Source organism: Rhodococcoides kroppenstedtii (assembly GCF_900111805.1).
GTDB lineage: Bacteria > Actinomycetota > Actinomycetes > Mycobacteriales > Mycobacteriaceae > Rhodococcoides > Rhodococcoides kroppenstedtii.
In genome coordinates this window covers 34973-49893 of sequence record NZ_FOJN01000013.1, presented here as the reverse complement: position 1 = coordinate 49893, position 14921 = coordinate 34973, and the positions used below count along the sequence as shown (strand labels likewise).

At 71.1% G+C, this 14921-nt stretch carries 13 protein-coding genes and 1 pseudogene; 8 read left to right on the top strand and 6 right to left on the bottom strand.

The window, feature by feature from the left end:
- Positions 1-204 precede the first annotated feature (204 nt).
- The 6 genes from BMZ18_RS14845 to BMZ18_RS14820 all read left to right on the top strand — a co-directional run bounded on the left by BMZ18_RS14845 (position 205) and on the right by BMZ18_RS14820 (position 6728).
- A complete protein-coding gene (locus BMZ18_RS14845; protein WP_068365049.1) occupies positions 205-1332 on the top strand; it encodes a resuscitation-promoting factor in 1128 nt (375 codons plus the stop codon).
- 41 nt (positions 1333-1373) lie between these two features.
- Positions 1374-2240, top strand: a complete 867-nt coding sequence (gene rsmA, locus BMZ18_RS14840; RefSeq protein ID WP_068365052.1) for a 16S rRNA (adenine(1518)-N(6)/adenine(1519)-N(6))-dimethyltransferase RsmA — start codon at positions 1374-1376, stop codon at positions 2238-2240.
- Between the two features lie 64 nt (positions 2241-2304).
- A complete protein-coding gene (locus BMZ18_RS14835; protein WP_068365055.1) occupies positions 2305-3237 on the top strand; it encodes a 4-(cytidine 5'-diphospho)-2-C-methyl-D-erythritol kinase in 933 nt (310 codons plus the stop codon).
- Entirely contained in the window at positions 3237-5048 is a 1812-nt protein-coding gene (locus tag BMZ18_RS14830) for an ABC-F family ATP-binding cassette domain-containing protein (protein ID WP_068365058.1), read from the top strand. The genes BMZ18_RS14835 and BMZ18_RS14830 overlap by 1 nt, the downstream gene beginning before the upstream one ends.
- A gap of 116 nt (positions 5049-5164) precedes the next feature.
- The gene (locus BMZ18_RS14825) at positions 5165-5842 is read left to right on the top strand and encodes a DUF4166 domain-containing protein (RefSeq protein WP_068365060.1); all 678 of its coding nucleotides are present in this window, start codon (positions 5165-5167) and stop codon (positions 5840-5842) included.
- Between the two features lie 202 nt (positions 5843-6044).
- Positions 6045-6728, top strand: a complete 684-nt coding sequence (locus BMZ18_RS14820) for a fasciclin domain-containing protein (RefSeq protein ID WP_068365063.1) — start codon at positions 6045-6047, stop codon at positions 6726-6728.
- 103 nt (positions 6729-6831) lie between these two features.
- Here BMZ18_RS14820 and BMZ18_RS14815 read toward each other — a convergent pair whose 3' ends face one another.
- From BMZ18_RS14815 to BMZ18_RS14795, 5 genes are all read right to left on the bottom strand, one after another.
- Positions 6832-7296, bottom strand: coding sequence for a hypothetical protein (locus BMZ18_RS14815; protein WP_068102626.1), 465 nt, complete (start codon positions 7294-7296; stop codon positions 6832-6834).
- Between the two features lie 341 nt (positions 7297-7637).
- Positions 7638-9266, bottom strand: a complete 1629-nt coding sequence (locus tag BMZ18_RS14810; protein WP_068365066.1) for a peptide chain release factor 3 — start codon at positions 9264-9266, stop codon at positions 7638-7640.
- A 79-nt stretch (positions 9267-9345) separates the two neighbouring features.
- Positions 9346-9933 carry an aminoacyl-tRNA hydrolase gene (gene pth, locus BMZ18_RS14805; protein ID WP_068365069.1) on the bottom strand — a complete coding sequence of 196 codons (588 nt, stop codon included), beginning with the start codon at positions 9931-9933 and terminating at the stop codon, positions 9346-9348.
- A 79-nt stretch (positions 9934-10012) separates the two neighbouring features.
- Complete coding sequence (locus BMZ18_RS14800; protein ID WP_068365072.1) at positions 10013-10681, bottom strand: 50S ribosomal protein L25/general stress protein Ctc; 669 nt, start codon at positions 10679-10681, stop codon at positions 10013-10015.
- Between the two features lie 161 nt (positions 10682-10842).
- Positions 10843-11475: a TetR/AcrR family transcriptional regulator gene (locus BMZ18_RS14795; protein WP_082895136.1), complete on the bottom strand. Its 633-nt coding sequence runs from the start codon at positions 11473-11475 to the stop codon at positions 10843-10845.
- On the opposite strand from BMZ18_RS14795, the pseudogene BMZ18_RS14790 reads away from it, so the two are divergent.
- Positions 11423-12376 (top strand): annotated as a pseudogene (locus BMZ18_RS14790) (DMT family transporter); the annotation flags it as partial. The gene BMZ18_RS14795 and the pseudogene BMZ18_RS14790 overlap by 53 nt on opposite strands.
- A gap of 19 nt (positions 12377-12395) precedes the next feature.
- Here the strand turns inward: BMZ18_RS14790 and BMZ18_RS20100 are convergent.
- Positions 12396-13598, bottom strand: a complete 1203-nt coding sequence (locus tag BMZ18_RS20100) for an aminotransferase class V-fold PLP-dependent enzyme (RefSeq protein ID WP_068365076.1) — start codon at positions 13596-13598, stop codon at positions 12396-12398.
- Between the two features lie 42 nt (positions 13599-13640).
- Here BMZ18_RS20100 and egtA point away from each other — a divergent pair, with 42 nt between their 5' ends.
- Positions 13641-14888, top strand: a complete 1248-nt coding sequence (egtA, locus tag BMZ18_RS14780; protein ID WP_068365079.1) for an ergothioneine biosynthesis glutamate--cysteine ligase EgtA — start codon at positions 13641-13643, stop codon at positions 14886-14888.
- Positions 14889-14921 lie beyond the last annotated feature (33 nt).

The following is a 14921-nucleotide window of genomic DNA, read 5'->3' as shown; positions in this document are numbered from 1 at the left end:
CGGGGCCACGCCTCTTATTACCGATCGGTAAGAAGCCGCGGAGCGTACGCGCACCGTCCGAAGTTGCCGGGGCGACGCACGTCCGTTACCGTATCGTGACCGCAAGCCCTGGTTCGTGTCCGCCGCGACGCGAGCGGGATCGTTTCACCGGCAAGGACCTCTCGTGCGTGATCTTCTCGTGACCCTTCGCGATGCCGTGAGCACATGTCTCACGTAGCCCGCCTCAACTCCGCACGCTCGCGACTGCTGTACGCCACCGTCGCCGCGCTCCTCCTCACCCTCGTGGTGGGTGCGTCCGTCGCCGTCGTCCGGCACAAGACGATCACCGTCGACGTCGACGGGCAGCGCATCTCGCTGTCGACCATGAGCACCGACGCCCGCGGCGCGCTCGCCGCGGCCGGATACGTCCCGGCCGAGCGCGACGTCGTCGAACCCGCCGCGGACGCGGCCATCACCGACGGCGACACGGTGACGCTGAAGCGGGCCCGCGAGGTCACGCTGCTCGTCGACGGTGCGCCGTCGTCGGTGTGGACCACGGCGAGCACCGTCGCCGAGGCCAAGGACGAGCTCGGTATCGCTCCGGACGTGCACATCGACCAGCCCGAGGATCAGCAGATCCCGCTCGAGGGCGGCACCGTCGAGGTGGTTCTGCCCAAGTCCGTCACGCTCGTCGACGGTGCCGCGCAGCCCGCGCCGCTGCGCCTCGCGGCCCCGACCGTGGGCGAGTTCCTCGCGGCCGCCGGTGCACCGCTCGAACAGCAGGACACCGTCGAGCCCTCCGCCGACACCCCGCTGACCGACGGCCAGCAGATCACCGTGACCCGCCAGCGCACCGAGGTGCGCACGCTCACCGAGGCCGTGCCGCCGCCGGACCAGCGTATCGAGGACCCGACGATGAACATGTCGCGGACCGTCGAGGAATCGGCCGGCGCGCCCGGCGAGCAGAACGCGACGTACGAGGTGACGCTGGTCAACGGCGTCGAGACCGGCCGCACGCTCGTCGACGCGGACGTCACCGTTCCCGCCGTGCCGAAGGTCGTGCGCGTCGGCGCCAAGCCGGGCACGGAGGTACCGCCCGTGCAGAACGGCGCCACCTGGGACGCCCTCGCCCAGTGCGAGGCGACCGGTAACTGGGCCATCAACACCGGCAACGGGTTCTACGGCGGCGTCCAGTTCGACCAGAACACCTGGGAGCGGCAGGGTGGTCTCAAGTACGCCCCCCGCGCCGACCTCGCCACCCGCGAGGAGCAGATCGCCGTCGCAACCCGAACGCAGCAGACGCAGGGTTGGGGCGCCTGGCCGTCCTGCTCCAGCAAGCTCGGTCTGCGCTGAGCCGCGAGCGGTCGGCTCTCGGCGCAGTAGGCTCGGCACCCGTGTCGTCGAGCGAAGTGCGCCTGTTGGGCCCGGCCGAGGTCCGCACCCTGGCCGCTGAGCTGGGCGTGCGGCCCACCAAGACGCTCGGCCAGAACTTCGTCCACGACGCGAACACCGTGCGGCGCATCGTCGCCGCGGCCGGCGTCGGGCCGGACGACACGGTGCTCGAGGTGGGTCCGGGACTCGGGTCTTTGACGCTGGCCCTGATGGACGTGGTCGACCGCGTCGTCGCCGTCGAGATCGACCCTCCTCTCGCTGCGCGCCTGCCGATCACGGCCGCGGAGCGCGCGGGCTCGCGGGCGGACCGGCTGACCGTGATCGAGGCCGACGCGCTGCGCGTGCGGCCGGACGAGGTGCCGAGCAACCCCACCGCGCTGGTGGCCAACCTGCCCTACAACGTGGCCGTGCCGGTGCTGTTGCACCTGCTCTCGACCCTGCCGAGCCTGCGCACCGCGCTGGTGATGGTCCAGGCGGAGGTGGCCGACCGCTTGGCCGCCGACCCGGGGTCCAAGATCTACGGCGTCCCGTCGGTGAAGGCGTCGTTCTTCGGTGTCGTTCGCCGCGCCGGAGCCGTGGGACGCAGCGTGTTCTGGCCCGTCCCGCAGGTGGAATCCGGTCTGGTGCGCATCGACCGCTACGCGACGCCGCCGTGGCCGCAGGACGAGGACACCCGACGGGCGGTGTTCGCCGTCGTCGACGCCGCCTTCGCGCAGCGCCGCAAGACCCTGCGGGCGGCGTTGGCCGGATGGGCCGGCGGAGCCGCCGCGGCGGAGCGTCGCCTCGTCGAGGCCGGGATCGACCCGTCGGCGCGCGGCGAGACGCTCGACGCCGCCGCGTTCGTGCGGCTGGCGGCCACCTCGTCCTGACCGGGCCGGCCCCGACTCCGCCTGATGCGGGTCCCGGACCCGGCCCCGACTAGAGTGGTTCGTCGTGCTCACCGTCGTCACGCGGCCCGTCCGGGTTCGCGCCCCCGCCAAGGTCAACCTGCACCTGGCCGTCGGTGATCTGCGCGCGGACGGCTATCACGACCTCACCACCGTCTTCCACGCCCTGTCGTTGGTGGACGACGTGTCGGTGGTCAGTGCTCCGAGCATGGCGATCACCGTGCGGGGCGACGACGCCGCGTCGGTGCCCGTGGATTCGAGCAACCTCGCGTGGCGGGCCGCCGTCATGGTCGCCGAGGCCGTGGGCCGCGCGCCCGGCGTCGCGATCACGATCGACAAGGGCATTCCCGTCGCGGGCGGTATGGCCGGGGGGAGTGCCGACGCCGCCGCCACCCTCGTCGCGCTCGACGAGCTGTGGGAACTGGGCCTGTCCCGCGCCGAAATCATGGGTTTCGCGGCCCGGCTCGGTAGCGACGTGCCGTTCTCGGTGGCCGGCGGGACCGCCGTCGGAACGGGACGCGGGGAGAAGCTGCTCCCGGTGCTGTCCCGCAATACGTTTCACTGGGTTCTGGCCCTGGCGAAGGATGGCTTGTCGACCCCATCGGTGTATCGCGAACTGGATCGGCTGCGCGAGCGCGGCACCCCGCCGCGCGCCGGCGATCCGGACGAACTGATGCAGGCGCTCGCGTCGGGTGACCCCACCCGCGTGGGTCCGCTGCTGGTGAACGATCTCCAGGCGGCCGCCCTGTCGCTGCGCCCGGACCTGCGCCGGACGCTGCGCGCCGGCCTCGACGCGGGCGCCATCGCCGGCATCGTGTCGGGTTCCGGTCCCACCTGCGCGTTCCTGTGCGCGTCCGCCGACGACGCCGTCGAGGTCGGCGCCGAACTGTCCGGCGCCGGGGTGTGCCGCACGGTGCGCGTCGCGTCCGGGCCGGTGCCCGGCGCCCGCGTCACCCGAGACGAACGAGGACGTTCCTGATGGCCAATCTCGTCAACCTCGAACAGGTCTCGAAGTCGTTCGGGGTCAAGCCGCTGCTCGAACGCGTGTCGCTGGGCGTGCAGGAGAACGAGCGCATCGGCGTCGTCGGTCTCAACGGCGGCGGCAAGACCACCATGCTCGAGGTCCTGGCGGGCATCGAGGAGCCCGACTCCGGCCGGGTCAGCCGCGTCGGTGGCCTCCGCATGGCCGTCGTCACCCAGCGCGGTGTGCTGCCGCCCGGCTCCACCGTCGGAGACGTCGTGCTCGCTCCGCTCGGTGTCGCGGAGCACGAGTGGGCCGGCGATGCCCGCATCCGCAGCGTGCTGGACGGCATCGGGATCACCGGCCTCGGGCTGGACGCGCCCGTCGAGCAACTCTCCGGAGGCGAGCGGCGGCGCACCGCGTTGGCCGCGGCGCTGGTGCGCGACCTCGACCTCCTGGTGCTCGACGAGCCCACCAACCACCTCGACGTCGAGGGTGTGCAGTGGCTGGCCGAGCATCTGCGCGGACGCCGGTCGTCGCTGGTGGTCGTGACACACGATCGGTGGTTCCTCGACACCGTCGCCACCCGCACCTGGGAGGTCGTGGGCGGGCGCGTCGAGACGTACGAGGGCGGCTACGGCGACTGGATCTTCGCCCGCGCCGAACGCGCGCGACAGGCGGACGCCGCCGAGGACCGGCGTCGTAACCTCGCCCGCAAGGAGCTGGCCTGGCTGCGCCGCGGTCCGCCCGCGCGCACGTCCAAGCCGCGCTACCGGATCGAGGCGGCCGAGGCGCTGATCGCCGACGTGCCCCCGCCGCGCGATTCCGTCGCGCTGGCATCCTTCGCCCGGACGCGACTCGGGCGGGTCGTCGTCGAACTCGAGGACGCCACATTGACGACGCCCGACGGCCGCGTTCTCGTCGAGGACCTCACCTGGCGTCTCGCGCCGGGGGAGCGAGTCGGCCTGGTGGGCGTCAACGGCTCGGGCAAGACGACGCTGCTGCGCACCCTGGCCGGCGAGCTCGATCCCGCGTCCGGTCGCCGCATCGAGGGGCAGACCGTGCGCATCGGCTGGCTCCGGCAGGAACTGGACGATCTCCCGGTCGACATGCGCGTTCTCGAGGCGGTGCAGGACGTGGCCGAGCGAATTCAGCTGGGCGACAAGGAGATCAGCGCGGGCCAGCTCGCCGAGAGGCTGGGTTTCACCCCGGCGAGGCAGCGGACGCCCGTCGGTGACCTGTCCGGCGGCGAGCGCCGACGGTTGCAGCTGACGCGCGTGCTCATGTCCGAGCCGAACGTGCTCCTGCTCGACGAGCCCACCAACGACCTCGACATCGACACTCTCCAGCAGCTCGAGGATCTGCTCGATTCGTGGGCGGGGACGCTGGTGGTCATCAGCCACGACCGGTACCTCGTCGAGCGCATCTGCGACTCCACGTGGGCGCTGTTCGGCGACGGTCGACTGACCAACCTGCCCGGGGGCATCGAGGAGTACCTCCGCCGTCGGGCACAGCTCGCCGACGCGGTCGACGCCGGCTCCGGGCGGTCCGCCGGGGCCTCGGCACCTGCCGCGAGCGCGTCGGCGGCGGCGTCGGCGTCGTCCGTCAAGGGCAGTGCGGACGAACGCGCCGCCCGCAAGGAGCTGTCGCGGCTCGAACGGTCCCTGGTCAAGCTCGACGATCGCGAGAAGGCGTTGCACGCGGCGTTGGCGGAGGCGGCCACCGATCCCGTCCGAGTGCAGACCCTCGGAGCCGAGCTCGACACCGTCGTCGCCGAGAAGAACGCCGTCGAGGAACGCTGGATGGAACTGGCGGACGAGCTGGGCTGAGGCCCGTTCTCTCGGCGCCGTGCGTCGGTGCAGTGTCGGGTGCTGTGTCGTTTCGAACGAGACGGGGTACACCGTCATCGCGTGTCCGGTCGGTCGCGCGGAGGAGGAGTGTGCCGATGCCGTCCGTCGTGTCCGCGGTGATGGGGCCGGAATTCGATCGCCTGCATCCGAAAGTGCAGTGGCGCTTCGGGTTCGGTTCGGACGATCACGTCGCTCAGTTCGGCACCGGGGTCATGGACACCATCGAGCACTCACGGTTGCTCCCGCCGCCGGCGCTGTGGCTCGGTGGTGCGCGGCGCATGGTGCCCGCGAGCGCGGGGGAGAACATCCCCTTCACGATCGCCAACTATGCCTACGTGGACGAGCTGGGAAGGGAGACACTGGCTTTCGTCCGACGGTTCCAGTTTCCCGGGCGCGAGGTGTCGCTCGATTCGGTGATGGTGCGAGATCCCGAGGGCGACGCGCTCGACTACATCGGGGCCGGACCGGACATGGTGGTCTCGACGTCGTGCGCGGCGGACGAGGAGGGTGGCCTCCGGTTGACCAGTGGCACACCGCGTTTCCTCGCGCCCCGTGGATCGATGAAGCCGCCCGCTCTCCTGTCGGCGGAGACCTTCGGCCGAGAGTGGTGGGACGAGAAGGAGGGGCGGCACCGAATCGACATCGAGGTGCGCGGGCGGGCTCTGGGACGCCTGTTCCATTACAGCGGATGGTTCACCGCGGTGCAGGAGAGCTGCCCGCCCGAGAAGCTGCCCGCGGGCGTCGGTCCGAAGAGGGTGGATCCCAGAAAATGAGATCGGCTGTGGGGGAGGAAAATTGCCTCCACCTGCAGTGATGTATGTCCGACTCGTCCGATTCGGAGCGGCTCGAGTATTTTCCGACAGATGCACCAATCCCCCCTGTGGGGATGCTCCGAAGAGTAGATGACACAACCGACAGTGACCGAGCACACCGGCCGCTGAGCAGTTCGGTTCACACAACGAGAAGGGTTTCGCAATGAGCGTCACGAAGAGCAAGAGCGCAATGGCCGTCGGCTTCGCGGCGGTGGCCGTTCTCGGCCTGTCCGCCTGTTCCTCCGACGACGGCGGCAGCACCACCGACGCCGCCACGTCGTCGATGGCCGAGATGACCACGTCCGCACAGTCGATGACCTCGAGTGCGATGGCGTCCGGCTCCGCCGACCCCGCCTCCAACCTCGTCGGACCCGGCTGCGCCGCGTACGCCGAGCAGGTTCCGGACGGTGCCGGCTCCGTGAGCGGCATGGCCGCCGACCCGGTCGCCGTGGCCGCGTCCAACAACCCGCTGCTGACCACGCTGACGCAGGCCGTCTCCGGCCAGCTGAATCCGGAAGTCAACCTGGTCGACACGCTGAACGGCAGCGAGTTCACCGTCTTCGCGCCGACCGACGACGCCTTCGCGAAGATCGACCCGGCCACCATCGAGACGCTGAAGACCGACTCGGCGCTGCTCACCAAGATCCTGACCTACCACGTGGTGCCCGGCCAGATCGCACCGTCCGACATCGACGGCGAGCAGACCACCGTCGAGGGCCAGCAGGTCAACGTCACCGGTGAGACCGACGCCCTCAAGGTGAACGACGCCAACGTCGTCTGCGGTGGCGTCCAGACCGCCAACGCGACCGTCTACCTCATCGACTCGGTGCTCATGCCCCCGGCCTGATCCCCTCGCGATGACGGGTAGCGTTCGGACCCGACTCTCGTAGCAGAACGGCCCCCGGTTCCAGTGGAACCGGGGGCCGTTCGCATGCGGTGACGCGCTCGGATCAGCGGAAGCCCTTCGCGGGGTTGGTGAGGTCCAGCACGACGGTGGTGCCGTTGGACCGGACGTGCAGCTCGGGGCTCGAGAGACCGCCGGAGGTGAGGTACTCGCCGAGCAGCTGCAGCAGCTCGTCGGGTCCGTTGGAGGTGTCCATCGGACGCGTGTCGCGGCTGGTCAGCTCGTTCTGAGTGAGCCGGCCGGCGATGCGGATGGACGCGATACCCATCGCGGTGCGGCGATCCGGGCTCGGGTGGCGGGACGCGCCGGAGAAGCTGCTCCCGTTCGATCCGCCGTTGGTCGCCGAAGAGCTGCCCGGCAGAGCGTGCTCGGAGATCTGGTCACTGGTGGTCACGTCGGCCTCGCTGGTGTTGGTCGGGGTTGCGGTGGTGGAGGGCGTCCTGGTGGACCTGTGGGCGGGGGCCTTGCCGATCTTGACGCCCGTGAGGGGCCCACCTGATCCGTCGTTCATGCTCGGAGTGCTCCATCGTCGTGAGGTGTGCGGTGTCGCGGGGCGGACAACCACGTGGCCCCCCGCCGTGTCGACGCACGAAAACGGACTTCGAGTACGTTCGACACGGCAAAAAGTACCACGGGCGCGTTATTCGTCCGATATATGCAGCCAATGGCTGGTAATGAGCCCAACTCACGGGATGTTTCGTGGTGACATCACACGACAGCGGTCCGAGCATGACGGCCGCGACCTGCCTGGCTGCACACAGCTCGTCCGATTCGACGGATTCCCGCCGAGACCTCCGACTTGTGTGCAGTGAGGCATGGGGTTCGAGCCACGCGCCCCTCGGTCCGCGCCCCTCAGTCCGCGGCAGCCACCAGCGGCTCGAGCGTGAGGTGCGGCAGCTCCTTCTCGATGTACTGCAACCGCCACTTGTCGCTGACCAGGGCGAGCAACACCCCGTCGCTGCGCGTGAACACCTCGACCCCACGCTGACGGCCCAGCTCGTCGGCGGACTCGGCATCGGTCCGGCGGGCCAGCGAGTAGCCGAGCGGCTCCATGCGGGCCTCGACGCCGAACTCGGACTTCATGCGCGCCGCGACCACCTCGAACTGCATGGGGCCGACGGCGGCGAGCACGGGTGAGGCATCGCCGCGCAGGTCGTTGCGCAGGATCTGCACGACGCCCTCGGAATCCATCTGGTCCACCGCGCGTCGGAACTGCTTGTACTTGGCGGCGCTCTCGGCTCGCAGGATGGAGAAGTGCTCCGGCGCGAACGAGGGGATGGGAGGGAACTCGACCTTGCGGTCGGCGTAGAGCGTGTGGCCCGGCGCGAGGGCCGTCGCGTTGACCAGACCCACGACGTCGCCGGGATAGGCGTGTTCCACGGTGGTGCGCTCGCGCCCGAACACGGTCAGTGCGTACTTCGTGGTGAACGGCTTGCCGGTCTGTGCGTGGGTGACCACCATCCCGCGCTCGAAGACACCGGAGACCACCCGCATGAACGCCAGGCGATCGCGGTGTGCGGTGTCCATGCCCGCCTGGACCTTGAACACCACGGCGCTGAACGGGTCGGTGACGTCGCGGGCGCCGCCGGCGACGTCGGGACGCGGCCCGGGCGGCGGGGCGAAGGAGACCAGGGTGTCCAGGATCTGGTGGACGCCGAAGTTCAGCATGGCCGACGCGAAGATGACCGGCGACGTGCGCCCGGCGAGGAACGCCTCCTCGTCGTGCTGCTGACCGCTCTCGACCAACAGCTCGCTCTCCTCGAGCGCCGTGGTCCACTCGTCGCCCTCACGCGCCGCAGCGGCGTCGGCGTCCAGGAACTCCTCGGGCGCGATGGTCGCGCCGCCGGCGGTCCGGGTGAAGTGGATGTACCCGCCGGCGGTCACGTCCAGCAGTCCGCGGAAGTCGCCGGCGATGCCCACCGGCCAGAAGAGCGGGGTGGGGGTCAGCCCGATGCGCTCGTCGATTTCGTCGAGCAGTTCGAGGGGCGTGCGGCCCGGACGGTCCCACTTGTTGATCACCGTCACCACGGGGATGCCGCGGTGGCGGCACACCTGGAAGAGCTTGAGGGTCTGGGGCTCGAGACCCTTGGCGGCGTCGATCAGCATGACCGCCGCGTCCACGGCGGTGAGAACCCGATAGGTGTCCTCCGAGAAATCGGCGTGGCCGGGGGTGTCGACGAGGTTGATGGTGTGATCGGCGTAGTCGAACTGCAGGGCGGTGGAGCTGACGGAGATGCCGCGGGCCTTCTCCATCTCCATCCAGTCCGAGACCGTGGACTTGCGGCCTGCCTTGCCGTGGATGGCCCCCGCCTCGGAGATCTTGCGGGCATGCAGGGCGAGCGCCTCGGTCAACGTCGACTTGCCCGCGTCCGGGTGCGAGATGACCGCGAACGTCCGTCGGCGATCGACCTCCCGACGCAGGTTCTTCGGTGCGGCGGGGGCGCTCTCGGCGGTCGGTGACAGATCGGACGGGGTGCTCACGGGGGCCTTTCTCGATCGGGCGCGCGCCGTCGAGGAGACGACGGCGGCATCTGCAGACTACGCGGAACGGACGGGCCGATCAGGGGCCGTGGAGGCGGTTCTGGGCATCCTCGAGGCCCAGGCGCACCACCAGTTCGACCGCGTCGGCAGCGTCCTCGACGCTCACCGCGATCTCGTCGCGTTCGGCGGCGGCGAACGGTTTCAGGACGAACGACGCGGGATCCATGCGACCCGGCGGGCGGCCGATACCGACGCGCACCCGGACGTAGTCCTTGGTGCCCAGCGACTTCGAGATCGAGCGCAGCCCGTTGTGGCCGCCCTCGCCGCCGCCGCGCTTGAGTCGGACGACGCCGAAGTCCAGGTCGAGCTCGTCGTGCACCACGATCACGTCGGTCGGAGCCACCGAATGGAACCGGGCCAGGTTGACCACCGGGCCGCCGGACTCGTTCATGTACGAGCGGGGCTTGCCGAGCACCACCGCGCGGTCGCCCAGCCGGGCCGACAGCACGTCGCAGTTGCTGCGCTTGTGCGCCGAGAACGACCCGTGCGCCCTGGCCGCGAGGGTGTCCAGCACGACGGCGCCGATGTTGTGGCGCGTCTTCGCGTACTGCGAGCCCGGGTTGCCGAGGCCGATCACCACCATCGGTCCGGCTGCGGAACTGGTCATGATGTCGCCTCGTCTCGGGTGGGAACGACGCACGGCGCGCTCTCCGTGCGGAGAGCGCGCCGTGCGGGTGGGGCTGAGATCAGTTGTCGGAGTCCGCCGGGGCGGCCTCGTCGGCAGCGGAGGAGTCCTCCACGGCCTCTTCTTCCTCGGCCGCGACGTTCGACGCGAGGTCGCCGGCACCCTCGGCCTCGAGCTCGGCCTCGGTGGGGGCCTCGACGACGTTGACCAGCAGGGTCTCGCCGTCGGTGACCAGGGTGGCGCCCGACGGCAGCTCGAGCTGGGAGGCGAGGATCTGCGTGCCGATCTCGGCGCCCTCGACCGACACCTCGAACTGCTCGGGGATCTGCGTGGCGTCGACCTCGATCTCGACGGCGTTGGTGTCGACCGTGACCAGCGTGCCGGGGGCGGCGTCGCCGGTCGTGGTGACGGCGATCTCCACGGTGACCTTCTCGCCGCGGCGGATCACCAGCAGGTCGGCGTGCTCGATGTAGTTCTTGATCGGGTGGACGACGACCGACTTGGTCAGAGCCAGCTGCTTCTCGCCGTCGATGTCGAGCTCGACGACGGCGTTCACGCCGTCGGCGCGCAGCACGGCTGCGAACTCCCGAGCGGGCAGGGCGAGGTGCTTCGGGTCGGTGGAGTGGCCGTACAGGACGGCGGGGACCTGGCCGTCGCGACGGGTGCGGCGGGCGGCGCCCTTGCCGAACTCCGTGCGCAGCGCAGCGGTGAGAACGTTGGTGTCGGCCATGGTGGAACTCCTCGAATGACGGCGTGTGCGGCGGTACGACTTGTCCGGCGCGGACACGGACGAGGACGGCCGAGAGACGGGCCGTGCCTGCGTCGATCACGGTGTCGGTCCTCGGACGGGTCCGTGGCCCGGACACCCTCGCCGAGACAACCTGGAACACCTTACCGGACGGGCTCGGCGACCACCGAATCCGCCGCCCCGGGCGACGCCGCCGCGACGGCCCCGGCAATCAGCGCTCGCGCGGACTGCCGAGCGACCGCGATTGCGTCGGCGACGCCGCCGGCGGTCGACGCCACCACCGCGCCCTCGTGGAGGAGGAACAGTCCGGTGCCGACGGTGTCGGGGTCGGTCACCCCGGCGTCGCGGGAGAATTCGACGTACAGCGCACGCGCCCAGGCTTTCTCGGCGTGCACGACGGCCAGGCCGGGGTGGTCGGTGCCGGCGATCTCGGCGTGGGCGTTGACGAATCCGCACCCGCGGGAGGCATCCGCGAGCCACTCCTCGAGCGCGTCGTACATGGCCAGGATGCGTGGCAGTCCCGGGGCGACGCCGTCCAGCCGGTCCAGGACGAACCGCTGCCACCGCAGTCGGCGACGACCGAGATAGAAGGCCACCAGCCCGTCCTTCGAGCCGAACCGGTCGTAGAGGGTCTTCTTGGTGGTGCCGGCCTCGTCCGCGACGAGATCGACTCCGGTGGCGCGGATGCCGCGTTCGTAGAACAACCGGGCCGCGACGTCGTGGATGCGTTCGCCGGCCGGCGTGAGGGCGGCGGCGGGGTCGGGAATCGTGCGCACCGGGGAGGCTCCCGTCGGTCGAGACAACAGGACACTGCGAGTATACAGACCAGTATGGTTACCTCGTGGCGTGAACCCACGAGACGCCTCCTTGGCCGCCCTGCTCGTCGTCACCTGGAGCTCGGGCTTCGTCGGCGCCGAGCTCGGCACGCGCACCGCCTCGTCGCACGCCGTGCTGGCGTGGCGCTTCGTCGTCGCCGCCCTCGTCCTCGGGGCCGTGGTCCTCGTTCGAGCGCAGCGCGTGTCCCGCGCGGCCGTGCGCCGCCAGATCGGACTCGGCGTCGTCATGCAGTGTCTGTACCTGGGCGGGATCTACACCGGCGTCCAGTACGGGGTGTCCGCCGGACTCAGTGCGCTGATCGCCGCGTTGCAGCCGATGGTGGTGGCCGCCCTCGCCGCCGCGTTCCTCGCCCAACGCATCGGCGGGCGCACCGCGGCGGGACTGCTTCTCGGCATCGTCGGGGTGGCGGTGGTGGTCGGCGGCAATCTCGGCGGCGACGCGCCGTGGTGGGCGTACGCCCTTACCGTCGGGGGGACCGTCTCGCTGTCGGTCGGCACCCTGCTGCAGTCCCGAAATTCCGAGCCGGTGCCGATCACGGTGGGACTCGCCGTGCAGTCCGCCACCGCCGCGGTCTTCTTCCTCGCGTGGAGCCTCGCGGCGGGCGACGCCCTGCCCCCGGCCGACGGCGGGTTCTGGTTCGCCGTCGGGTGGACCGTGGTGCTCTCGACCTTCCTCGCGATCGGCAGCTACTTCGTCGTCATCGGACGCCGCGGGGCCACCGCGGCGAGCGCCCTGCTGTACCTGACCCCGCCCGTCACGATGATCTGGGGCTGGGCGATGTTCGGGGACAGGCTCGGTCTCGCGACGGTCCCGGGTCTCGCGCTGTGCGCGGTGGCCGTGGCGCTGGTGCTGCGCGCACCTACCGCAGCGCCGCCACGGCCGACACGGCCGCGTCCAGCTGGTCGGTCCGAAGGAAGCAGTGGGGCGACGCCCGCACCACCGCGTCCAGACCACGCGCCGTCATGTCGAGCAGTGTCGACGACCGCGGACTGACGGTGACGGTGACACCCTGCTCCGCCAGGCGGGACTTCACCTCGTAGGGGTCGACGCCGTCGACGGTGAACGTCACGATGCCGGACAGTTGCGTGCCCGGGCGTCGGAACCCGGCGTCCTGCACGGTGACGCGGGGGAGCGCGTCCAGTTCGGCGCGCAGATGGTCCGCCCGGTCGCGGACCGCGGCCTCGACGACGTCCGGACCGAGAGCGAGGAGGTGGTCCGCGGCGGCGCCGAGGCCGAGCCGGGCGGCGACGTCGTGCTCCCAGGTCTCGAATCGTCGTGCGTCGTCGACGATCTCGTAGGAGGTGGGCCCGGTCCAGGTGGCGCTGTGCAGATCCAGCGATCGCGGTTCGAGCCCGTCGAGCAGGTGCTCGGCGACGTACAGCATCCCGGTCCCGCGCGGTCCGCGCAGCCACTTGCGGCCGGTGGCCGAGAGTGCGTCGACACCGAGCTCGCGCACGTCGAGGTCGACCTGCCCCACCGATTGGCAGGCGTCGAGCAGGACCAGTGCCCCGACGGCGTGGGCCGCGTCGACCACCTCGCGCACCGGATTGATCAGGCCGCTGTTGGTCGGGGCGTGCACCAACGACACGAGTTTCACCCGCTCGTCCAACACGCGCCCCAGCGCCGCGACGTCGATCGCCCCGGTGTCGTCGGCGGGCAGCTGCTCCACCACCGCTCCGGTGGCGTGGGCGCGCTGGAGGGCCGCGACGGCCCCGGTGGCGTACTCGACGGGCGAGAGAAGAATGCGGTCACCGGGTGCGAGCGGCACGGCGTAGAAGACGTCGCACCAGGCGCGGGTCGCGGAGTCGGACAGGGCGATCGTGTGGGCGGGCGCGCCGAGCAGACGACCGACCGAGCCGCGGACGGCGAGAAGGTCGTCCGCGCGTTCGGCGGCCGCGGCGTACCCGCCGATCTCCGCTTCGCGACGAAGGTGGTCGACGACGGTGTCGGTGACCACCCGCGGCGGCAGGGACGAGCCGGCGCTGTCGAGGAAGACGCCGCGGGCGGCCGCGGGTGTCTCGGCGAGCACGGTGTCGACTACGGACGACGAGTTCTTTTCCATCGCCTCGAAGACTATGTCGGTCCGGCGCGCTAGCGTCGAGGCATGACCGCGTCGAGCGAACTCGGTTCGCGCCCCGTCGCCGAGGCCTACCTCGAGCGAGTGTGTTTCAAGATCGGCCCGCCCGCGCTGGTCGGTGCCGAACTCGAGTTCTTCACGTCCCTTCCCGACGGGTCCCGCCCGTCGCTCGATCTGCTGGCCGCCGCGCTCGGTGATCACACCCCCGCGTCGCTGCGTCCGGATTCCCCGGCCCTGCCCCTCCGCTCCGGAAACGTCGTCTCCGTCGAGCCGGGTGGCCAACTCGAACTGTCCTCCGCCCCGGCCGCGTCGGCCGACCTGGTGGTCGATGCCATGCGGCGCGACACCGACCGCCTGCAGGATCTGCTCGCGCCCTACGGCGTGACCCTCGGCACCGGCGGCGCGGACGTCGCGCGAGATCCCGAGCGTCTGCTGACCTTGCCGCGTTACTGCGCGATGGAGTCGCGCTTCGACACGGTCGGACCGTTCGGGCGCGCGATGATGTGCAACACCGCGGCCGTCCAGATCAGCGTGGACGCGGGGCGCGATCGAGCCGAGATTCGGGATCGCTGGGAAACCCTGCACGCGGTGGGGCCGGCGCTCCTCGCCGCGTTCGCCGCCACACCCGTGTTGGCCGGGGTGCCCGCCGAGCCGTGGGCGTCACAGCGCATGCGGACGTGGTTCGAGCTCGACCGGACCCGGACGCGGGTTCCCCTCGGCGTCGACCCCGTCGTCGACTACGCGCGGTGGGCCCTCGACGTCCCGCTGCTGTGCATTCGGGTGGGCAGCCGACTGCAGTCTCCGCCGCGCGAGACCACGTTCGCGCAGTGGATGGCGGGCGCGCTGGACGACGCGGTGGGCCCTGGAGAGCACCGCCCCACCACGGCGGATCTCGACTACCACCTCACCACGCTGTTCCCGCTGGTCCGGGCCGGCGGTCACCTCGAGGTGCGCTACCTCGACGGTCAGCCCGACGGGCTGTGGGACGTACCGATCCATGCCGTGGCCGCCCTCGTCGCGGACGAGTCCGTCCGCGCCGCGGCGCGCGCGGCCGTGCTCGGCACCGAGAACCGGTGGGAGGACGCCGCCCGGTTCGGTCTGGCCGACGCCGCGCTCGCGGACGCGGCGTCCGCCGTGCTCGCGGTGGCGGCGGCCGCGTCGGTGGGCCTCGTCGCCGACCGTCTGCAGGCCGCGGCCGAGCGCTGTGCTGCCCGTCTCGCCCCCGGAGAGTCCCGTTCGTCCACCCACGCGTTCACGAAGGAGGCCGCCCGGTGACCACCACCGACCCCGTCCGGACCACCGACACCG

Coding starts and splice junctions, on each gene's coding strand:
- BMZ18_RS14845 (WP_068365049.1), top strand. CDS start 205: ATGTCTCACGTAGCCCGCCTCAACTCCGCACGCTCGCGACTGCTGTAC.
- BMZ18_RS14830 (WP_068365058.1), top strand. CDS start 3,237: ATGGCCAATCTCGTCAACCTCGAACAGGTCTCGAAGTCGTTCGGGGTC.
- BMZ18_RS14825 (WP_068365060.1), top strand. CDS start 5,165: ATGCCGTCCGTCGTGTCCGCGGTGATGGGGCCGGAATTCGATCGCCTG.
- BMZ18_RS14820 (WP_068365063.1), top strand. CDS start 6,045: ATGAGCGTCACGAAGAGCAAGAGCGCAATGGCCGTCGGCTTCGCGGCG.
- BMZ18_RS14815 (WP_068102626.1), bottom strand. CDS start 7,296: ATGAACGACGGATCAGGTGGGCCCCTCACGGGCGTCAAGATCGGCAAG.
- pth (WP_068365069.1), bottom strand. CDS start 9,933: ATGACCAGTTCCGCAGCCGGACCGATGGTGGTGATCGGCCTCGGCAAC.
- BMZ18_RS14800 (WP_068365072.1), bottom strand. CDS start 10,681: ATGGCCGACACCAACGTTCTCACCGCTGCGCTGCGCACGGAGTTCGGC.
- BMZ18_RS20100 (WP_068365076.1), bottom strand. CDS start 13,598: ATGGAAAAGAACTCGTCGTCCGTAGTCGACACCGTGCTCGCCGAGACA.
- egtA (WP_068365079.1), top strand. CDS start 13,641: ATGACCGCGTCGAGCGAACTCGGTTCGCGCCCCGTCGCCGAGGCCTAC.